The organism is Bifidobacterium sp., from assembly GCF_022640935.1.
Taxonomy (GTDB): Bacteria; Actinomycetota; Actinomycetes; order Actinomycetales; family Bifidobacteriaceae; genus Bifidobacterium.
In genome coordinates, this window is sequence record NZ_JALCCV010000039.1 from 1 (window position 1) to 17127 (window position 17127).

Below are 17127 nucleotides of genomic sequence, written 5' to 3' on the forward strand. Positions count from 1 at the left end.
GTAATTCTCCCGGCTGTCAGCCAACAGCCTGACCGCCCGTTCTTTGAACTCCTTGGTATATCTCGTACTCATAATTCCATCATTCCTTATCGAGGGGAAATCAGGAACAAAACCCAGTCCATATCATACCGGGGCAGAGCGATTTTTGGGAGTCAGCGCGGGGAAAAGAAGGGAAAGGGAAAAAGGGAGGGGGTGTTCGATTGCCTAGACAGTCTGCAGTCTCACAACTCCGTATACTTCACAGATTTTCCAAACGCCTTTGAAACCGGGTATTTTCTGCAGTTTTTGGCGAGTTTGTCACGAACGATGTTGTCGAGGCTCAGATTCATCTTGTCGGCCAGCATGACGCAGTAGATGATGACATCGGCCAGCTCCTCGTGTACATGTTCAAGATCGCCGTCGCGGGCTTCGCCTGACCATTGATAGCATTCAAGCAATTCGGCCGCCTCAATGCTGACTGATTTTGCCAGGTTCTCCTGCGTGTGGAATTTGTTCCAGTCGCGGTCGTCAGAGAATTTGCAGATGAGGTCGATAGTTGAGTCACTGAGCATAGGATCGAGTGTAGTGAGATATCTCGCCAATAATGCGCCAATAATACAACACCAGCGCTGAGATGAAATGATCGGTGCGAAACGACAAACAACACTAAATACTACCAAACGAATGAGCAGCGTACTCGGCATAATAGGTGGCATGCCCCGGCACGTGCCAAAACAGCGATTCTTCATCGTCAGTATTCCTCATTCGAACACGGCGGTGAGTCCAATGTTGATGCGTTTATGGAGAAGCTTATTTTCCATTTTCCTACGGTATATATCGTTCACGATGCGAATGACCGCGGCAAGGCCGCCAAGCCGGAATGCGTGGCGTATGTGGGGGAGACAAACCACGTCAGAGAACGGACATTGCAGCATCTCAAGTCCGATCCGGCGATCAGAACGGACTGGATGGGATTTGCGAAACGGCTGTCAGCGGACCCGAATTCCGTCTGGCAGTATGTCATCGGCGATCCGCATTTCAACAAGTCACTGACTTTTGATGTCGAAAATCGACTTATGCATTATTTGCTTGGGTCTTCTATAGTGCGGCATCTTAATAATCGGCGGTCGAACGCGCAGGGCGATTATTACACGCACGACGAATTCAATCGAATATTCGACGACATCTGGCTGCAACTGCATCGTCAGGATCCTGAATTGTTTCCCAGCGAGCAGATCATTCGTGATTCCGCGTTGTTCAAGGCCTCGCCGTTCCATAAACTTACGGGGGAGCAGCAGGAGGCTGAAGAATATATTCTTTCTGTGGTTGCCGATAGTGTGCGAAGCGAAGACAAAGCTTCTGAACAGAGGGAAGAGCGGAATTCGCAACTGATCGTGCTGCAAGGCGCGGCGTTCACGGGCTATTGTTGTTTGTCGTGGATTCGGAGCTTCAAGCAAGATTGAGAGAGGCTGTTCCACGCGTGGCATAGCAGTGCGTGGCACAGCGGAGACATGGCAAGCGGTGCGTGGCAACAGTGGAGTTTCACAGTTGCCGTGAAAGTATCTGAATGTGCATACCGGATTGTACGTGGTTGTCACCGATGCCCCGCAGGGCAAGTCGGTTTTTCGGGCAATAGTTTCTTTACTTTAATCTCAAATAGGCATTATGCACTGATGCCGAACGGTTCCTGGAAGGTCTTGACTTTACTTCTTGCCCCTCTTCGATATAAACGCCCCGAGCACAATCTGCGCAATCGTTCTGACGCTCATGCCGTCGCCGGATTTCGCCAGAGCGGCTTTGGCTGTGGCGACAAAGTCCGCAGAAAGACGGGATTGCATAAGACCACGAACCCATTCGGTGTCGGCGACGGTTTTGCTGCCCAGGGCAACCTGCTCGAAGGCGAAAATAGTGCCTTCGCCGAGCGCGGCGACGATACTGCCGGCGATAACGGCATTGAGCGCCGCAGCGCCGAGGTTGACGCCGGGGAGGGCTTTGAGCGCGTTGATCGCGCCTTGGGCCGCCAATGACACCGTGCCGACCTGCACAATCGAATCGAAGAACTTGCGCGAGGCCTCGTTCTTGGCGATGCCGTATATCCGCGCGAGGGCATTGATCTGCGCGATCTCGACCGGGCCGAGGATCGCGGCGTCGGGGAAGGGAATCGGCACGGCACCCACCACCGCGCCGCTGGTTGTGGCAACCGCCACCACGCTCTGGGCGAGCACACGCTTGCGATTGAGCGTGAAGCGCTCAATATCCTTTTCGGCGGCCTTGTAGCCTTCCGGCAGCAAATCGTTCGTCGCGTCGATCAGCTCTGTGATACCTTCGGGCGCGGCGTAGGCGTCCTCGTTGAGCATGTAGGTTTCAGCAACGACTGGGATAATCTTGCGCAGATTCGTGCGATGAGATTGCGACGAGAAGGCGTTGGCGACTAGTTCGACATTGTGCTGGCGGTCGGGAGCCGAATACGATTTCGTGATTACCGCAATGACCGGCACCGACGGCCACATCGACGTCGCCTGCGACAGGCTGTGGATGGTGTTGGGGAAGAGCTTGCTCGATGTGCCGTCGATGCAGAACCAGATCGCATTGATCCGTGTATCGACTGTGTCTGTCTTGGCATTGTTTCTGGACCAGTTTTTGACTGCGCGGATCGCGGCATGACGCTTAAAGAACGATGGTTCGAACCCGGCTGTATCAATGAGTCGGAAGGGCAGCGTCGCATTCTCGTAGACCCGCAGCTCCCTCGTCGTGCCTTGCGTGCCGAATCCCGCCAGCGCCGCCTCTTCGCCGAGCACCGCATTGATCAGCGTGGATTTGCCTACTCCGGAATTCCCGATGACCAGCACGTTGGCTTTCGACGTGAGGTTTGCCGTGAGTGCGGGCTTCATGCTGAGTGCGGGAGCCATAACGGTTGTGCCGGTCGTGACTTGCGCCGTGCTCGTGACGTCCATGATGCCTCTCTTCTTTGCAATTCCTTGGGAATCTGTGAAACATGTGAGGTATTAGCCGCGTTCACGGCGTCCGCCGATTGACCAGGAACCTCCTGCGGTATTTCAGCCTGGCATACGCAGTCAGGTTATGCATATACACGGCGTCGAATGCGCCGCCGATCGCGCCGACGATGGGGATGCCTTGCAGGAATTTCATATAGAGCATCTCGTCCGACAACGCCGAGGCCGTGGCGTGTATCTGCTCCGAGGCGTCATATGCATTCGGCAGCGCGTGATGATGGATGAAGGCGTTGGCGTCAGCGTCGATCATATCGAGGCGCTCGCCGTGCGCGGCCGAGCCTTCGATGAGCAGGAGAATGAAATATCGTTCCGCGTCATTGTCGTGCTCGTAGCCGTATTGCAGGGCGATCTGATGGATGCCGCGCAGCATCGTGCCCACGAGCAGCGCGATATCGGGGATGCCGATGCCGAGCACGCCGAGGCCTACGCCGGCTGTGGTCGAGACGGCGGTATTGATCCGGGCCGAGCCATTGGCCTGCCTGGAGAATTGCCTGAAGTTGCGTCTGCTGGGATGGCCATCGGCTGCGAGGCTGTTGACCTGATACTCGCGCCGCGCCTTGTCGCCGTTGTAGGTTTTGTCGATGACCGGCGTGGCCTTGGAAAATATCAGATCGAACGCCTTGACGAAGGCCTTGTCCAAGGTGTCGCGCAATCTGGGCGGCACTTTGCCATCCAGCAACTGGTTCAATCGCGATTCCTTCGACTGCCGGCGTTTGGCGAGGAACCGTGCTTCTGCGCGATCGAGCTTCGCCTGCTCTGCGTCGAGCGGTGTTCCGCGTCGGAAGAATGCCATCATCGTTCGCCTCCTTGTGCGTTCGTTGTGTTTGCCCGCCTCTCGGCTCGTCGTTAATGCGATTGCATGTCTTCGGCCTGGCGTCTGCCGCAACTCGACGCGTTGCCGCGCAGTTTGAGTCCATGACGAGCATTGTCGCCCGTATGCCACTGCCACTTATGGCTCGATGGCTCGCACCTTCCAGCATGGCATATCGCAGGCACGCGCAACCGTATTGCAGCGCAACGCGAACGAGCTGCGGAGTGCCGGACTCAGCGATCCGATAAGGGAGCATCGTCTGAAGTCGCAGACAACTGTGCGATGGAGACGAGAAGGCCCGGATGTATGAGTTCGTGCCTTCGTCTGTGGTTTATCTTGGTTTCTCAGTTCGCGTTGTGCACGTCTCGGTTCATGTTTTTCGTAGCCGAGCCACGCACACTGCTTGCCGTGGTCCGTCAGTGGGTTGTATCGAGCTTATGTGTAGCAGGTTCCAGATGGCATGGGGATGCATCTGGCCTATTTGTAGCACCTATCTTCCGGCATTTCGGGTAATGATGCCGGTAGATGGCGGTTTTGCGCGTCATCTACTCGGGCTCTCGGTGATCAGGTGCTACACATAAGACCGATAGATGCCCGCAGAGGCTGAAACCTGCTACACATAAGCCCGATATGCACAATGGCGAAGGAAAACCAAATAAAAACTCGAAGAGTCTTTGTTCTTACAGAGGGCATCGCACATACGCGAGATAATGAAGCCCGGTTCGGAGTCCACGAATACGATACTGCGTGAACTCCGAACCGGGCTTTTGGATTTATGCGCCAACGCCGAATCCGAACTCAGTGGAACTGCATGCCGCCGTCGACGATGATCGTCTGACCCGTGATGTAATTGGAATCCGGCCCGGCCAGGAAGGCCACGGCGGCGGCGACGTCCTCGGGCTCGGACAGGCGGCCCAGTGCGATGTCCTTGGAAAAGGTGCTCATGCCCCATTCGTCGTCCTTGCCGGCGTTCTTGCCGACCTGGTGCGCGATGTCGAGCATCATCGGGGTTTTGACGATGCCAGGCGCAAAGGCGTTGGCGGTGATGCCTTCGGGAGCCAAGTCCCGGGCGGCGACCTGAGTGAGGCCGCGGATGGCAAACTTGGTAGAGGAGTACAGCATGAGGTTCGGGTTACCGACCACGCCCGCCTGGCTGGAGGCGTTGATGATCTTGCCTTTCTTGCCCAGCTCGCGGAACTTGCGCACGGCGGCCTGCACGCCCCAGATGGTGCCGGCCACATTGATGTGCATGACCTTGTCGAACAGCTCGGGGGTGATGGTGTCGATCGGGGTGGTGGGCCCGAGACCGGCGTTGTTGACGATCACGTCGAAGCTGCCGAGTTTCTCGGCCGCCTCGTCTACGGCCGCTGAGAAGGCGTCGCGATCCGAAACGTCAAGCTTGACGGCGATGGCCTCGCCGCCGTCGTCCGTGATGGCTTGGGCTACGTCACCGGCCTTGTCAACGTTGAGGTCGGCGACGGCGACGGCAAAGCCGTCCTTCGCCAAGCGTCTGGAGATCGCCTCGCCGATGCCCTGGGCACCGCCGGTTACGAATGCTACTTTCTCTGCCATAACAGCCCTTTCGTCACTAGTATGAATCCTCGATAATGATATCGAGTCTGATTGACTGAAATGTGAAATGTATCACCCTTGCGTGTCCAGCTGATGCGTAGGCGCACCGGAACGCAAAGGCCGATGGCCGGTCATGGCTTTGCGCTCAGCGAACACCCACGTTCTCTTTTTCGTTCCCGGTTTCCTCGCCATCGAGATCTTCGCGTTCGCCTTCGCGCTCGGCCAGTTCGATCTGCTCGCCCAGCCAGATGCGCTCGGCCGGGTTCACGTCCAGCACGTCAAGGTATTTCTGGTACACGGGGTAGAGCAGCCGCAGCCCGGGGTAGAGGGAGATCAGCGCGCGTTCGGTCTTGTGCCGCCGCCAATGCTCGGGGTGGGCGGCAAACGTGTTTCTGAAGCGCCTCATGTAATTGAGGAATGACGCGAGCGAGGTGTCCATGCGCCGCGCGGAGATCGCACAGATCATATTGCGCAGATAGACGGTTTTCATATCGTTGTCGAGCAGGTGCAGCGAAAGGTCGATGTCCTCGTGCATCACGTCGTCCCGATCGCGGCATACCTGCCCGGCGATGACCTTCCAAGCGCTCGCGCGAACCGCCATGTTGGAGCCGAAAAGCAGCACCTGCCCGCCGTCGGCGCGGTAGGTGCTGCGCCGCACGCGGTCGTCGCCGCGAAACGCCATATGCTTGGCGGGCATGTCGTAATAGGCCACCGGCCCAGTGGCGCCCATGGCCGCCGGATCGTCGGTGAAGAGCTGTGCGACCACTCCCACCCAGTCGGGCTTGAGCATGCAATCGGCGTCGACGCGCCCCAGCACATCGCCAGTGGCATGGTTGAAGCCATAGTTGCGCGTCGGAATCAAACCTTGCTCGGTTTCCTGATGCAGCAGGCGCACCGGAGACTCGGGGTTCCGCGCCATAAATCGTTCGACGATGCGGCAGGTGTCGTCGGTTGAGCGGTTATCGACGACGACGACCTCGTGCGGGGCGACGCTTTGGCGGGTGGCGTTGGTCAGGCAGTCGGCAATGCGATCCTGCTCATTCCATGCGGGGATGATGATCGAAACACTCTGCATAGGCAACTACAATAGAGGCCCATGCCTACAGCCCGGCCCATGCCCGTGTGCGACAAGGCAGCGGAGGTCGCGTCTGTTCGACGGCAGGTCGGCCTGGCGGCGACCGCCCGCAGCCATATCGTGCGCTTCCTTGTAGAATGTGAGGCATGACTCCCAAGGACGATCAGAAGATCGATTTCGCCTCCGTGTTCCCCGCCAAGGGCGACTCGCGCCGCCCGCCGGACTGGTGGGGCAGGGCGCTGCTGTACGCGGCCATAGCGGTGTTCCTGTCGATATTCGTATGGCAGTCGTGGGGCAAGGTCGAATTCGTCGTATTCGACATCGTCATTTCGCTCTTCATCGCGCTGGCCATCGAGCCGCTGGTGATGCGCCTGGTCGCCCACGGCTGGCGGCGCGGGGCTGCCGCTGGAACGAGCCTGATCGGCCTGATGATGGTTGTGCTCGCGCTGCTGGGGCTGTTCGGCAACATGTTCGTCCAGCAGGTCCTTTCCATGGTCAAGGGCCTTCCCGGCTTGTACGACCAGATCGCCAAGCTCGTTTCCGACAACAGCTCGTTCAAGCTGCCGGCAATGGAAAGCCTGGGCAATGAAATCCTCAAGAACGTGCAGACCTCATGGGTCACCGATTTCGCGGGCCAGGCCCTCACGACGACCGTGGGCTTTTTCGGCTTCCTGCTCAACGCGCTCACCATCCTCATGGTGACGTTCTACGTGTCGGCTTCAGGCCCCAAGATGCGCCGGAGCCTGTGTCAGTGGATGGCGCCAGTGGCGCAGCGGCGCTTCCTGCTCGGCTGGACCGTGGTGCAGGATCAGATCTCCGGTTTCCTATTCTCGCGCACGATTCTGGCCGTGCTCAACGCCGCCTTCACGGGTATTTTCCTCGCGGTTATCCACGTGCCCTACTGGCTGCCGCTCGCGCTGTTCTGCGGCATCGTCTCGCAGTTCGTGCCTACCGTGGGCACCTATATCGGCGGCGCGCTGCCGGTCATCTTCGCATGGAGCTCGAACGGCATCCTGTACGCCGCGGGTGTGGTCGTGTTCATCATCATCTACCAGCAGATCGAGAACCTCCTGCTGTCGCCCAAGGTCTCGCAGCGCACCATGGATCTCAACCCCGCCATCGCCTTCCTCTCGGTGCTTGTGCTCGGCGCCATGTTCGGTGCGCTCGGGGCTTTCCTCGCGCTGCCGATCACTGCGAGCGTGCAAGCCATCTTCAAGGTCTACACGAAGCGCTACGAGCTGGTCGATTCGCCTTTGATGTCTGACCCGCAGCCAGTGAAGAAGTCCAAGGTCGTGGAAGGCGCTGAAGCTTTCAACGAGCATGTCATCCGCCCGATGAGCAGCCGCATGCCTCGGGCTGCGCGGGGAAGCAGCGCGCGCGTGCCGATGAACGACGAGATCAAGAGGCTTCAGGGGGAGCTGTACCGCTTGCAGGGCAATGGGGATTCGCCGGATGCGGAGGATTCCGCGACCGTCGCCATTCCCAAAGGCGCACTTGCCAAGAAACCGCACGGCGTCGCGTTGCGCGGCACGGAAGATGATGAAAACCGTGCAGCCGCCCGCAGCGCCGAACGCGGCGATGACGATGGCGCCGTTGCCGGTGTTGCCAACGGCGAGGCTGATTCCGGCGATTCTGACATGCCTGTTTCATATGCCCCGGACTCCAGCGGCCCCGACGGTTCGGAAGGGTCTGACGGTCCAGATAATGCCGACGTCTCGGGCGCTTCCGGCTTAGAGCCTGAGACCGACGCCAATGACAATCCGCGAAGCAGGTGGCACTGATGGTTCTGCTCACCATGCTCGATGTCTTGATGGTGTTGCTCGGCAGTGTCAGCCTGATCTATCAGGTCATATGCATTCTCGCCGGCCTGTTCTCCAAGCAGATCCGCTTTCCCACAGCTCCCATGGACAAGCGTTACGCCGTGCTGATTTCCGCGCGCAACGAAGCGAACGTCATCGGCAACCTCATCGATTCGATCCGCGCGCAGACCTATCCTGCTGCTCTCGTCGACATCTGGCTCGTGGCCGACAATTGCACCGATGACACGGCCTCCGTCGTGCGCGCCAAAGGCTGCAATGTCGTCGAACGTTTCGACGACAAGCTGATCGGCAAAGGCTACGCGCTGACCTATCTGCTCGACCACATGATCGATTCAGGCGTGGCAGGGCGCTATGACGCCTACTTCGTGTTCGACGCCGACAACCAGCTTGACAAGCATTACATCGAGGAGATGAACAAGGCCTTCCACGCGGGTTTCCGCATCCTGACGAGCTACCGCAACTCGGTCAACCTCTCCGACAACTGGGTCTCCTCCGGCTCGGCCCTGTGGTTCATCCGCGAATCGCGCTTCCTCAACAATTCACGCATGGTCTTCGGCTCCAGCTGCCACGTGGGCGGGACCGGATTCATGTTCTCGCGTGAGATCATGCAGCGCAACAGGGGCTGGAAATTCCATCTGCTCACGGAGGATCTGGAATTCACCATGGATTCGGTGCTGCACGGCGACCGCATCGGCTACTGCGGCACGGCGATCCTCTACGACGAGCAACCCGTGGCGTTCAATCAAAGCTGGCGTCAGCGCCTGCGTTGGAGCAAGGGGTTCCTGCAGGTCTTCCGTTATTACGGCCCGGCGCTCATCCAACGCGCCGTGCGGGAGCGGGACTTCTCCGCAGTCGATTTCACGCTGCTGGTCTGCCCTTTTACGGTGCTCACCGTGGCGCGGTTGCTGCTCGGCTCCCTGTTCGCCGCGTTCGGCTTCGTGACCTGGACGAGCCAGCTGGGCGCACTCTCCGCCTGGCTGAGCGGCGCAGTGATCGGCGTACTCGGCATGATGCTCATCGCTGCGCTCACGATTCTGGTCGAGCGCGATCACATCGGGGCCACGAACAAAGAGCTGTTCGCCTACGTGCTCAGCTTCCCGATCTACATGTTCAGCTATGTGCCGATATCCTTCCAGGCCATGTTCTCAAGGGCTGAGTGGAAACCGATCCAGCATCGCGGCGAGCCCGAGCCTTCGCAAGAACGACGCGCCTGAACGACGCTGCGGCCGAAGACGCATCATGAATTGAGCGCGCCATGAACAGGGCGCTCGAGCTCGAAACCATATATGATGGCATGGCTACGACACGAACGATGGCGCAAACAGCGCAAGGAGGCAACCGTCAGTGCAGAAGAACGGGCCAGACGAACGCACAGGGTTCGTTGTGCCTGGGTCGGCTGTGCGTAAATCGGCCACGTCCACGCCAATTGCGTCGACAGCGAAAGGTCGTCGCCGCGCAATCACTGTCGTGGCTGCTTCCCTCGTCACCGTGCTGCTGGCTGCGGGCTATGTCGCTGCCGATATCGTCGATCTCGTGCCGGGCCTTTTGACTGTCAGCGGCGTGACGGTGACCACTCCGCTCGAAGCCATTCCCGCGGCCACTCTTGTGGGAACAGCCAAACGCAACGTGCCGATCGATGTGGCAAAGGCCAATGCGCTGATCAACCGCTTCGGAGCCGCGGAGGGCGTCGGCGCGCAGTACTCGTTCGCCATCGCGGATGATAACGGTTCAGTCGTTGCCGGTCATGCCGTCGGCGCGCCGAGAGAACCGGCCTCAACGCTGAAAACCCTGACCGCGCTCGCCGCTGCGTCCGCACTGGATATGGGTTCCACCTTCTCAACTTCGACCATGCTTGATCAGAGTCCGGCAGGCGTGGTGACGCTGACGCTCAAGGGCGGCGGCGACATGCTGCTGGGCAGGGGGGCGAGCGACCCGGCGCATGTCAATGGCCGCGCAGGTCTCGCCACACTGGCCGACGAAAGCGTACAGGCCCTGCGCCAGCGGGGTATCGGCTCGGTGCGGCTGACCTACGACGACACGCTGTTCGGAGCCCAGCGCACACCGTCGAATAGCGCCGAGAATAATCCGGACAACTTGTATTTCACGCCCATCTCCGCCATGGCTATTGACGGCGGACGCACATGGCCTGGCAGCCGGCGGCCGAAGAACCCCGACACGTACGAAAGCTATCCGCCGCTGTCCACAACCACTGCGGCAGACGCGGCCCGAGCATTCGCCGGGCTTCTCGAAGACCGTGGCATCACGATCGAAGGTCCGGTGCGTTCCGGCACCGCGCCAGCAGGCATATCCCCACTGGCTTCGGTGCATTCGGCCGCGCTCGGCGAAGTGCTGGGCTTCGCGCTGCGGCACTCCGACAACACACTGGCCGAGGAGTTCGGCAGGCTGCTGGCGTTGCGCGCTGATTCTCATCGCGGCGGCGTAGGCGGTGACGGCTCGGGCAATACGAAGTCGAACAGTGCCAAGTCGGACAACGGTTCGCAGAACTCGCCCGCAGGTGCGGTGGCGGCGGTCCGGCGCGAGCTTGAACACCTGGGCATCGACCTCTCTTCGGTGACGATGGCCGACTGTTCGGGCTTGTCGCCCGGCTCGAGCATCAGCGCGGCGACATTGGCACAGGTGCAGGCGCGCAATCTGAGCGCGGGCGCCGGAGCCGAGGCGGGCGAAGGCCTCTCCATGCCGGGCTTGGTCGGCACTGCCATCGAGCGTTTGGGCGATCCCGATGCAGCCGGCCTGCTGCGTGTCAAAACCGGGTCTCTGGGGCATGTGACCGCCATCGTCGGCAACGTGTCGCGCACCAACGGCGGCACGCTCGCCTTCGCCATCATCGTCAACGGCACGGATGATGCCGCGGCGGCGAAACACGCGGTGGATAAGGCGATCAGCGCCATGATCGGACTATGACATGGTCTACACGCAGCGTTTGAAAGCAGCGGCGGGCGGCGTGCGCCTCGCCTTGGCAAGGCTCGGCATCCGCCGCCAGGGCGAGCGGTTCATCCGGCATGGCGAGCATGAGCCTTCGACGGACGCCCCGTTGGTGCTCATAGCATGTTCGGGCGGGCGCGATTCGATAGCCTTGGCCGCGGTGAGCCATATCGTTTGCGGCTCACTGGGATTGCGCTGCGGAGCGATAGTCGTCGACCATGGCCTGCAGCAGGGTTCGGCGCAGGTCGCGCGGCAGGCAGCCGACCGGTGCAGGGCAGTGGGCCTGAGCCCAGTGGAGATCGAAACCGTGCATGTGCGGCAACAAGGACAGGGCGTTGAGGCGGCGGCGCGTCAAGAGCGCTATCAGGCGCTGGCATCGATCGCTCGACGGCTCGATGCCGCGGCGGTGCTGCTTGCGCATACGAAAAGCGATCAGGCGGAAACCGTGGTGATCGGCCTGCTGCGTTCAGGGGGGTTGGATGCGTTGGCCGGGATGCCGCGGTCCTTTGTGCTGCAAGGCGTGCGTTTCGCCCGTCCGCTGCTGGATATCACACGCGCGCAGACCACTGGCATCTGCCAGGATCTGGGGCTGCAATGGTGGGATGATCCAACCAATGGCGGCGATGGCGGCGGCGAGGCCATGCTGCCAGGCGACTATCCTTTGCGCTCGCGGATTCGGCACAATCTGATTCCGTACCTTGAGCGTTTCACAGGCGCCGACGTCATCTCGCATCTTGCGGACATGGCGCTATTCGCGCGGGATGACAAGGAATACCTCGACATGCAGGCGGATCGGCTCGCCGCCTTGGCTGTCAGCGAAGACAACGGGCGTGCGGAATCCCCGGCGCTGAGGCTGGCTGTCGGTATGCTGGCAGACGAGCATGTCGCCGTGCGCCGCCGCGTCATCGCGCATGCCTTGGCCTCATTGGGAATCACTACTACTTCGCGCCATGTCGAGGCGGTCGACCGGCTTGTTTCGGATTGGCACGGGCAGGGCCCGATTTCGCTTCCCAGCGGATATACAGCGACTCGCCAGAAACACGTCATTCGCCTGTGCCAAGATGGTGGGCATGCAAATCGCTGATATCTCAGATGAAATCGACCACGAGCTGGTCAGCAAAGCCCAAATCGAAGCCAAAATCACCGAGGTCGCCTGGCAGGTGAGCAGGGATTACCAAGGCAAGAATCCGCTGCTCATCGCCGTGCTCAAAGGTGCCGTCAACACGATAGCCGCTTTCTCGCAGGCCCTGAGCATTCCCGCAGAGCTTGATTTCATGAGCTTGTCGAGCTACGGCTCGGGCACGACGAGCCAAGGCACAGTCACCGTCCGGCAGGATCTGTCGAGCGATGTTCGCGGGCGGCACATTCTCATCGTCGAGGATATCGTTGATTCGGGTCATACCCTTGCATGGCTCGTCGACGAGCTGAAAAGGCGCGGAGCGGCTTCGGTGGAGATTTTCGCGCTGTTGGAGAAGCCTTCGCGCCGCGAGGTGCAGGTCGACGTGAAATACAGGGGTTACGAGATTCCAGACGAATTCGTGGTCGGATTCGGGCTGGATTACGACGAACGCTTCCGCAACCTCGATTCGATCGCGGTGTTGAAGTCGGAAGTATACCAAGGAGAACAGGCATGAGCTTCCCACAAGGGCCACAGCTGCCCCCCGGCGGCGATAATGGCAACGGCAACCGCAACAACGGCGGCAATCCGTTCACCAATCCCTTCTCGCAGCATGACGGGAACCAGAATCCCAACGGCAGGCGGCCGTTCTGGCAGTCGCCGTGGCTGTGGATCGCCGTGCTCGTGCTGCTCACGCTGTCCGTATTCCAGATGATCTCTGGCCAGGGCACGCAGACCATCGACACGAAATACGGCCTGAATCTGCTTAATGGCAACACCGTCACGTATGCAGAGATTGTCGACAACCGGCAGATGGTCAAGCTCACGCTCGATCAGGATTTCACCGTCACCGATCCCAACACCAACCGCGACAAGAATTACGGCAAGGACGTCCAGTTCTACTACACGGCCTCCCAGGACGCGCAGATCGTGCAAATGGTGCGCAAGGCCGACCCCGCTAAAGGGTGGACCACCAGCATGCAGGAGACGAGCATCTGGAGCTACCTGATCACCTCGATCTTGCCGTTCCTGATCCTCATACTGCTGCTGTGGTTCGTGATGGGCCGCATGATGGGCGGCTCCGGCGGCATGTTCGGCATCGGCGGGCGCAAGAACAATGGCAAGCTGCTCGAAGGCCAGACGCCGACGACGAAGTTCTCCGATGTGGCGGGCGAGCAGTCGGCCGTCGAAGAGGTGCAGGAGATCAAGGACTTCCTCAAGGACCCATCGAAATACAAGGCGCTCGGCGCGCGCATCCCGCGCGGCGTGTTGCTCTACGGCCCCCCTGGAACCGGCAAGACGCTGCTCGCACGAGCCATCGCCGGCGAGGCGGGCGTGCCGTTCTACGCCATGGCCGGCTCTGATTTCGTCGAAATGTTCGTCGGTCTCGGCGCTTCGCGTGTACGCGATCTGTTCGAAGAGGCCAAGAAGAACGCCCCAGCCATCATCTTCATCGATGAGATCGATGCCGTCGGTCGCAAGCGTGGCTCCGGCATGAGCGGCGGCCATGACGAACGCGAGCAGACCCTGAACCAGCTGCTTGTCGAGATGGATGGCTTCGATAATGATACGAACCTGATCATCATCGCAGCCACCAACCGCCCCGATGTGCTTGATCCCGCGCTGTTGCGCCCCGGCCGTTTCGACCGGCAGGTGGGCGTGGAGGCGCCCGATCTGGAAGGCCGCGAGGAGATCCTCAAGGTGCACGCCAAAGGCAAGCCCTTCGTGCCGGGTGTCGATCTGCACGCCATCGCCGTGCGTACCCCGGGCTTCACCGGCGCTGATTTGGCCAATGTGCTCAACGAGGCCGCGCTGCTATGCGCCCGCGCCGGCGCACAGCTGATCGACGACCGCGCCATCGACGAGGCCATCGATCGTGTGCAGGCCGGCCCCAAACGCCAATCCAAAGGCATGGCTCTGAACGAGCTGCGCAACACCGCCTATCACGAGGGCGGTCATGCCTTGGTCGCGGCGGCGCTGCGTCATACCGATCCGGTCACAAAGGTGACGATCCTGCCGCGTGGACGCGCATTAGGCTATACGGCCGTGATGCCGACAGAAGACCGCTATTCCCAGTCGCGCAACGAGCTGCTCGACCAGATGGCGTATGCGATGGGAGGGCGCACTGCCGAGGAAGTGGTCTTCCATGACCCGACCACCGGCGCGTCCAACGACATCGAGAAAGCCACGCAGATCGCGCGTAAGATGGTCGTCGAATTCGGCTTCTCCACGAAGCTGGGCGCCATCAAGTGGGAGGGCGAGGACGATCAGGCTTCGGGACTCGACGCCTTGCAACCGCGCAGGTACTCTAACCAGACCGCGCAAATCATCGACGACGAGGTGTTGCGCCTAGTCGAAACTGCGCATACCGAGGCGTGGAACATCATCAACGAAAACCGCGAGGTGCTCGACGAGCTTGTGCGCCAGCTGCTTGTCAAGGAGACGCTGGACTCCAAGGAGCTTGCACAGGTGTTCGCGCCGATCAGGAAGGCTCCGGAACGCAAGCAATGGCTTTCGGATGCGGGCCGGCCTGATTCCGACATACCGCCTGTGGAGATTCCCGAATCGCTCAAACGCTCAGTCGGCATGAAGCCGGGGGAGTGAGTCGTGACACACGACTCAGCGCAGCACATGAGGGGCATGTCGGATAACGGCACGCCCCTCGGCGTTCAGGATGAGGCCATTCGGCAGGATAGCGCCCACCCCGGGGATGCCCGGAGCGCAGGCGTTCACGCCGAGGTTCGCCTCACGTTCGATGGGCTCGACAAGGAGCGGTTCGACTGGCTGCGCGGGCATGTCCATGCCGATGTCGTGTTGCAAAGGATCGCCGAATGCCTGATGCGACAGGATTCGGACGCGTCGGCTCAGGCGGATGCGCCGACGGCTGCAGCTTCCCGCAACGACGCGGATGCCATCTTTGCGGGCAATGCTCCGGCAATCACGTTTGCCGATGTCCCAATCACTGCCGTACCGGCGCCTGCGAGCATGAAGACGCGCAATGCTGACACTGTGGGCGATGGCGTTTCCGCCGATGCCTCTGCCGATGCAGCTTCAGCTCCATTCGGCCAATCAGGAGAGGCCACGACTGTTCCTGGGACTGCCATGCCGACCACCAGACGCGCTGTCGTCGTCATGCAAAGCAAGGTCCGTGACGCCGAGCATCGCTTCCGATCGGCTGTCGTATCGTTGGACGCCGTTCCCGGCACGCAGATCGAAGGCATCTCGCCCCTATACCACGTGAGCAATCTCGATGGGCCGGACGCCATGTCCGCAGTGCTGCAGCTGACTACGACAATGACGCCGAAATCGTTCGTCGCCACGCTGCGATCGCTTACGCGCGTGTATGAAGGCAGCATCGAGCTGACTGTCGTCGATATGGAAGGCGTACACAGCGATGACCCGGACTGCGTAGTGCCGTGGGCTGAAGCTGGCAGCCGCGCATCGGTGCTCGCCCCGTGGATGGATATGGACCCTGATGCGCAATTCGGCGGCAAACCAGTGTCATTTTTGCTGGCATTGGCGCCGGACGCCATGCAGGTCGGGTTGTTGTCCGACAACTGGATCATAGGAGAGACACAACCTGAGCAGCTGCGGCAGGGAGAAACGCAATCGGGCGGGACATTGTTTGGAGAGTCACCGTTTGGAGAGACGCAGCTGGGAGGCACACAGTGAAGGCGCAACGCACCCCATGGTGGTACTACCTGATTGCGCTGGCGCTGGGTCTGGGCGCCGGCGCAGGGCTTGCAGCCTACAGCGATCGGATGAACGAGCCGCTTATCGGCGCGCCTTGGTTCGTCGCCGCGTTGCTCGCGATTCTCGGGCTGGTCGTGCTTGTCTTGGCGTGGCAGGTGCATAAATACGCCACCACCGACCCTGCGAAACGTTCCAGCGTATTTGACATGACCAGGGCCGTATACACACTCGTGCTCGCCAAGGCACTGGGTTTGGCCGGGGCCGCGCTCGCAGGCTGGTATGGCGGTCAGATGCTCGTGGTGCTGCCTCATGGCGAGGCCCCGTATTTCTCCCACGCGATCATCGAGTGCGCAGTCACCGGCGCAGTGAGCTTGGCCGACATGGTCATCGGGATCATCGGCGAATGGCTGTGCCAGTTGCCGCCGAACGAAGGGCCCGAACATCCCAAGACAGTCGAGGCCAACCGCAGCCGAGGCCTTGCCCAGCCCGCGGCCAACCGCTCGGCGGAGTGACAGGGGAATCATCAATCAAGTTTCAGCCGTATTGGCATTTGTGCGTGGAATACATGAGCCGGGGCTTTGTGACTACGGTGCGGCCGAGGCCTCTCTGTGGCTGCCGATTCGTGGCTTCGGGGGCGTCTATTCGGCGGTGTTCGTTTCGCGGTGTCGTTCAGTCAGGCGTTATGGTTGGCGTTACGGTGATTGCCGCATCCAACGTGAATATGGCTGTTTTTGTGTTGAGTGAAGGTTGACGCACCAATTGGATTATTGAACTCGTTGGTATTCCGCGGTTTTTGGTCTTGGATTGAGTTGTTGATCCCTCACTCGCCTTCAGACAGCGCACAATGGTGTCTGTCTAGCGCCTCGGCAGGGCTTTTCACTTCACGGCTCGGTCGCGCTGTCTGTTTCACGCTGCCATTCGCCCGCATTCACTCGCTGTTCTTGATGATGCAATGGTGCATCCCAAGAATCTTCCTGCTGATATGGACTGGGTTTTGTTCCTGATTTCCCCTCGATAAGGAATGATGGAATTATGAGTACGAGATATACCAAGGAGTTCAAAGAACGGGCGGTCAGGCTGTTGGCTGACAGCCGGGAGAATTA

14 protein-coding genes are annotated in these 17127 nt (G+C 60.3%); 9 read left to right on the top strand and 5 right to left on the bottom strand.

Annotation, left to right across the window (positions count from 1 at the left end; translation table 11 throughout):
- Positions 1-221 precede the first annotated feature (221 nt).
- The gene (locus tag LKG04_RS07985) at positions 222-728 is read right to left on the bottom strand and encodes a nucleotide pyrophosphohydrolase (RefSeq protein ID WP_434734866.1); all 507 of its coding nucleotides are present in this window, start codon (positions 726-728) and stop codon (positions 222-224) included.
- A 51-nt stretch (positions 729-779) separates the two neighbouring features.
- Here LKG04_RS07985 and LKG04_RS07990 point away from each other — a divergent pair, with 51 nt between their 5' ends.
- Positions 780-1442, top strand: a complete 663-nt coding sequence (locus LKG04_RS07990) for a GIY-YIG nuclease family protein (protein WP_291762451.1) — start codon at positions 780-782, stop codon at positions 1440-1442.
- Between the two features lie 240 nt (positions 1443-1682).
- Here LKG04_RS07990 and LKG04_RS07995 read toward each other — a convergent pair whose 3' ends face one another.
- The 4 genes from LKG04_RS07995 to LKG04_RS08010 all read right to left on the bottom strand — a co-directional run bounded on the left by LKG04_RS07995 (position 1683) and on the right by LKG04_RS08010 (position 6451).
- On the bottom strand, positions 1683-2933 hold the full coding sequence (locus LKG04_RS07995; protein WP_291762454.1) for a GTPase: 1251 nt from the start codon (positions 2931-2933) through the stop codon (positions 1683-1685).
- Positions 2934-2994: 61 nt separating this feature from the next.
- A complete protein-coding gene (locus tag LKG04_RS08000; protein ID WP_291762457.1) occupies positions 2995-3789 on the bottom strand; it encodes an EcsC family protein in 795 nt (264 codons plus the stop codon).
- An 813-nt stretch (positions 3790-4602) separates the two neighbouring features.
- Positions 4603-5376, bottom strand: coding sequence for a (S)-acetoin forming diacetyl reductase (locus tag LKG04_RS08005; RefSeq protein WP_291762460.1), 774 nt, complete (start codon positions 5374-5376; stop codon positions 4603-4605).
- A gap of 145 nt (positions 5377-5521) precedes the next feature.
- A complete protein-coding gene (locus LKG04_RS08010) occupies positions 5522-6451 on the bottom strand; it encodes a glycosyltransferase (RefSeq protein ID WP_291762463.1) in 930 nt (309 codons plus the stop codon).
- A gap of 146 nt (positions 6452-6597) precedes the next feature.
- On the opposite strand from LKG04_RS08010, the gene LKG04_RS08015 reads away from it, so the two are divergent.
- The 8 genes from LKG04_RS08015 (at position 6598) to LKG04_RS08050 (ending at position 16536) form a co-directional block, all read left to right on the top strand.
- Entirely contained in the window at positions 6598-8232 is a 1635-nt protein-coding gene (locus LKG04_RS08015) for an AI-2E family transporter (RefSeq protein WP_291762465.1), read from the top strand.
- Positions 8232-9485 carry a glycosyltransferase family 2 protein gene (locus LKG04_RS08020; protein WP_291762489.1) on the top strand — a complete coding sequence of 418 codons (1254 nt, stop codon included), beginning with the start codon at positions 8232-8234 and terminating at the stop codon, positions 9483-9485. Before LKG04_RS08015 ends, LKG04_RS08020 begins: the two co-directional genes overlap by 1 nt.
- A 169-nt stretch (positions 9486-9654) precedes the next feature.
- Positions 9655-11193, top strand: a complete 1539-nt coding sequence (locus LKG04_RS08025; RefSeq protein ID WP_434734867.1) for a D-alanyl-D-alanine carboxypeptidase — start codon at positions 9655-9657, stop codon at positions 11191-11193.
- A gap of 1 nt (position 11194) precedes the next feature.
- On the top strand, positions 11195-12298 hold the full coding sequence (gene tilS / locus LKG04_RS08030) for a tRNA lysidine(34) synthetase TilS (RefSeq protein ID WP_291762471.1): 1104 nt from the start codon (positions 11195-11197) through the stop codon (positions 12296-12298).
- Entirely contained in the window at positions 12285-12848 is a 564-nt protein-coding gene (gene hpt / locus LKG04_RS08035) for a hypoxanthine phosphoribosyltransferase (RefSeq protein WP_291762473.1), read from the top strand. Before tilS ends, hpt begins: the two co-directional genes overlap by 14 nt.
- Entirely contained in the window at positions 12845-14935 is a 2091-nt protein-coding gene (gene ftsH, locus LKG04_RS08040; protein WP_291762476.1) for an ATP-dependent zinc metalloprotease FtsH, read from the top strand. The genes hpt and ftsH overlap by 4 nt, the downstream gene beginning before the upstream one ends.
- Positions 14936-14971: 36 nt before the next feature.
- On the top strand, positions 14972-16003 hold the full coding sequence (locus LKG04_RS08045; protein WP_291763754.1) for a hypothetical protein: 1032 nt from the start codon (positions 14972-14974) through the stop codon (positions 16001-16003).
- Positions 16000-16536: a DUF3180 domain-containing protein gene (locus LKG04_RS08050; RefSeq protein WP_291762483.1), complete on the top strand. Its 537-nt coding sequence runs from the start codon at positions 16000-16002 to the stop codon at positions 16534-16536. The genes LKG04_RS08045 and LKG04_RS08050 overlap by 4 nt, the downstream gene beginning before the upstream one ends.
- The last annotated feature ends 591 nt before the right edge of the window (positions 16537-17127 follow it).

Excerpts from the sequence above, each read along its gene's own strand:
- LKG04_RS07985 (WP_434734866.1), bottom strand. The coding sequence starts at position 728 with ATGAAGAATCGCTGTTTTGGCACGTGCCGGGGCATGCCACCTATTATG.
- LKG04_RS07990 (WP_291762451.1), top strand. The coding sequence starts at position 780 with ATGGAGAAGCTTATTTTCCATTTTCCTACGGTATATATCGTTCACGAT.
- LKG04_RS07995 (WP_291762454.1), bottom strand. The coding sequence starts at position 2,933 with ATGGACGTCACGAGCACGGCGCAAGTCACGACCGGCACAACCGTTATG.
- LKG04_RS08000 (WP_291762457.1), bottom strand. The coding sequence starts at position 3,789 with ATGATGGCATTCTTCCGACGCGGAACACCGCTCGACGCAGAGCAGGCG.
- LKG04_RS08005 (WP_291762460.1), bottom strand. The coding sequence starts at position 5,376 with ATGGCAGAGAAAGTAGCATTCGTAACCGGCGGTGCCCAGGGCATCGGC.
- LKG04_RS08010 (WP_291762463.1), bottom strand. The coding sequence starts at position 6,451 with ATGCAGAGTGTTTCGATCATCATCCCCGCATGGAATGAGCAGGATCGC.
- LKG04_RS08015 (WP_291762465.1), top strand. The coding sequence starts at position 6,598 with ATGACTCCCAAGGACGATCAGAAGATCGATTTCGCCTCCGTGTTCCCC.
- LKG04_RS08020 (WP_291762489.1), top strand. The coding sequence starts at position 8,232 with ATGGTTCTGCTCACCATGCTCGATGTCTTGATGGTGTTGCTCGGCAGT.
- tilS (WP_291762471.1), top strand. The coding sequence starts at position 11,195 with ATGGTCTACACGCAGCGTTTGAAAGCAGCGGCGGGCGGCGTGCGCCTC.
- hpt (WP_291762473.1), top strand. The coding sequence starts at position 12,285 with ATGCAAATCGCTGATATCTCAGATGAAATCGACCACGAGCTGGTCAGC.
- ftsH (WP_291762476.1), top strand. The coding sequence starts at position 12,845 with ATGAGCTTCCCACAAGGGCCACAGCTGCCCCCCGGCGGCGATAATGGC.
- LKG04_RS08045 (WP_291763754.1), top strand. The coding sequence starts at position 14,972 with ATGTCGGATAACGGCACGCCCCTCGGCGTTCAGGATGAGGCCATTCGG.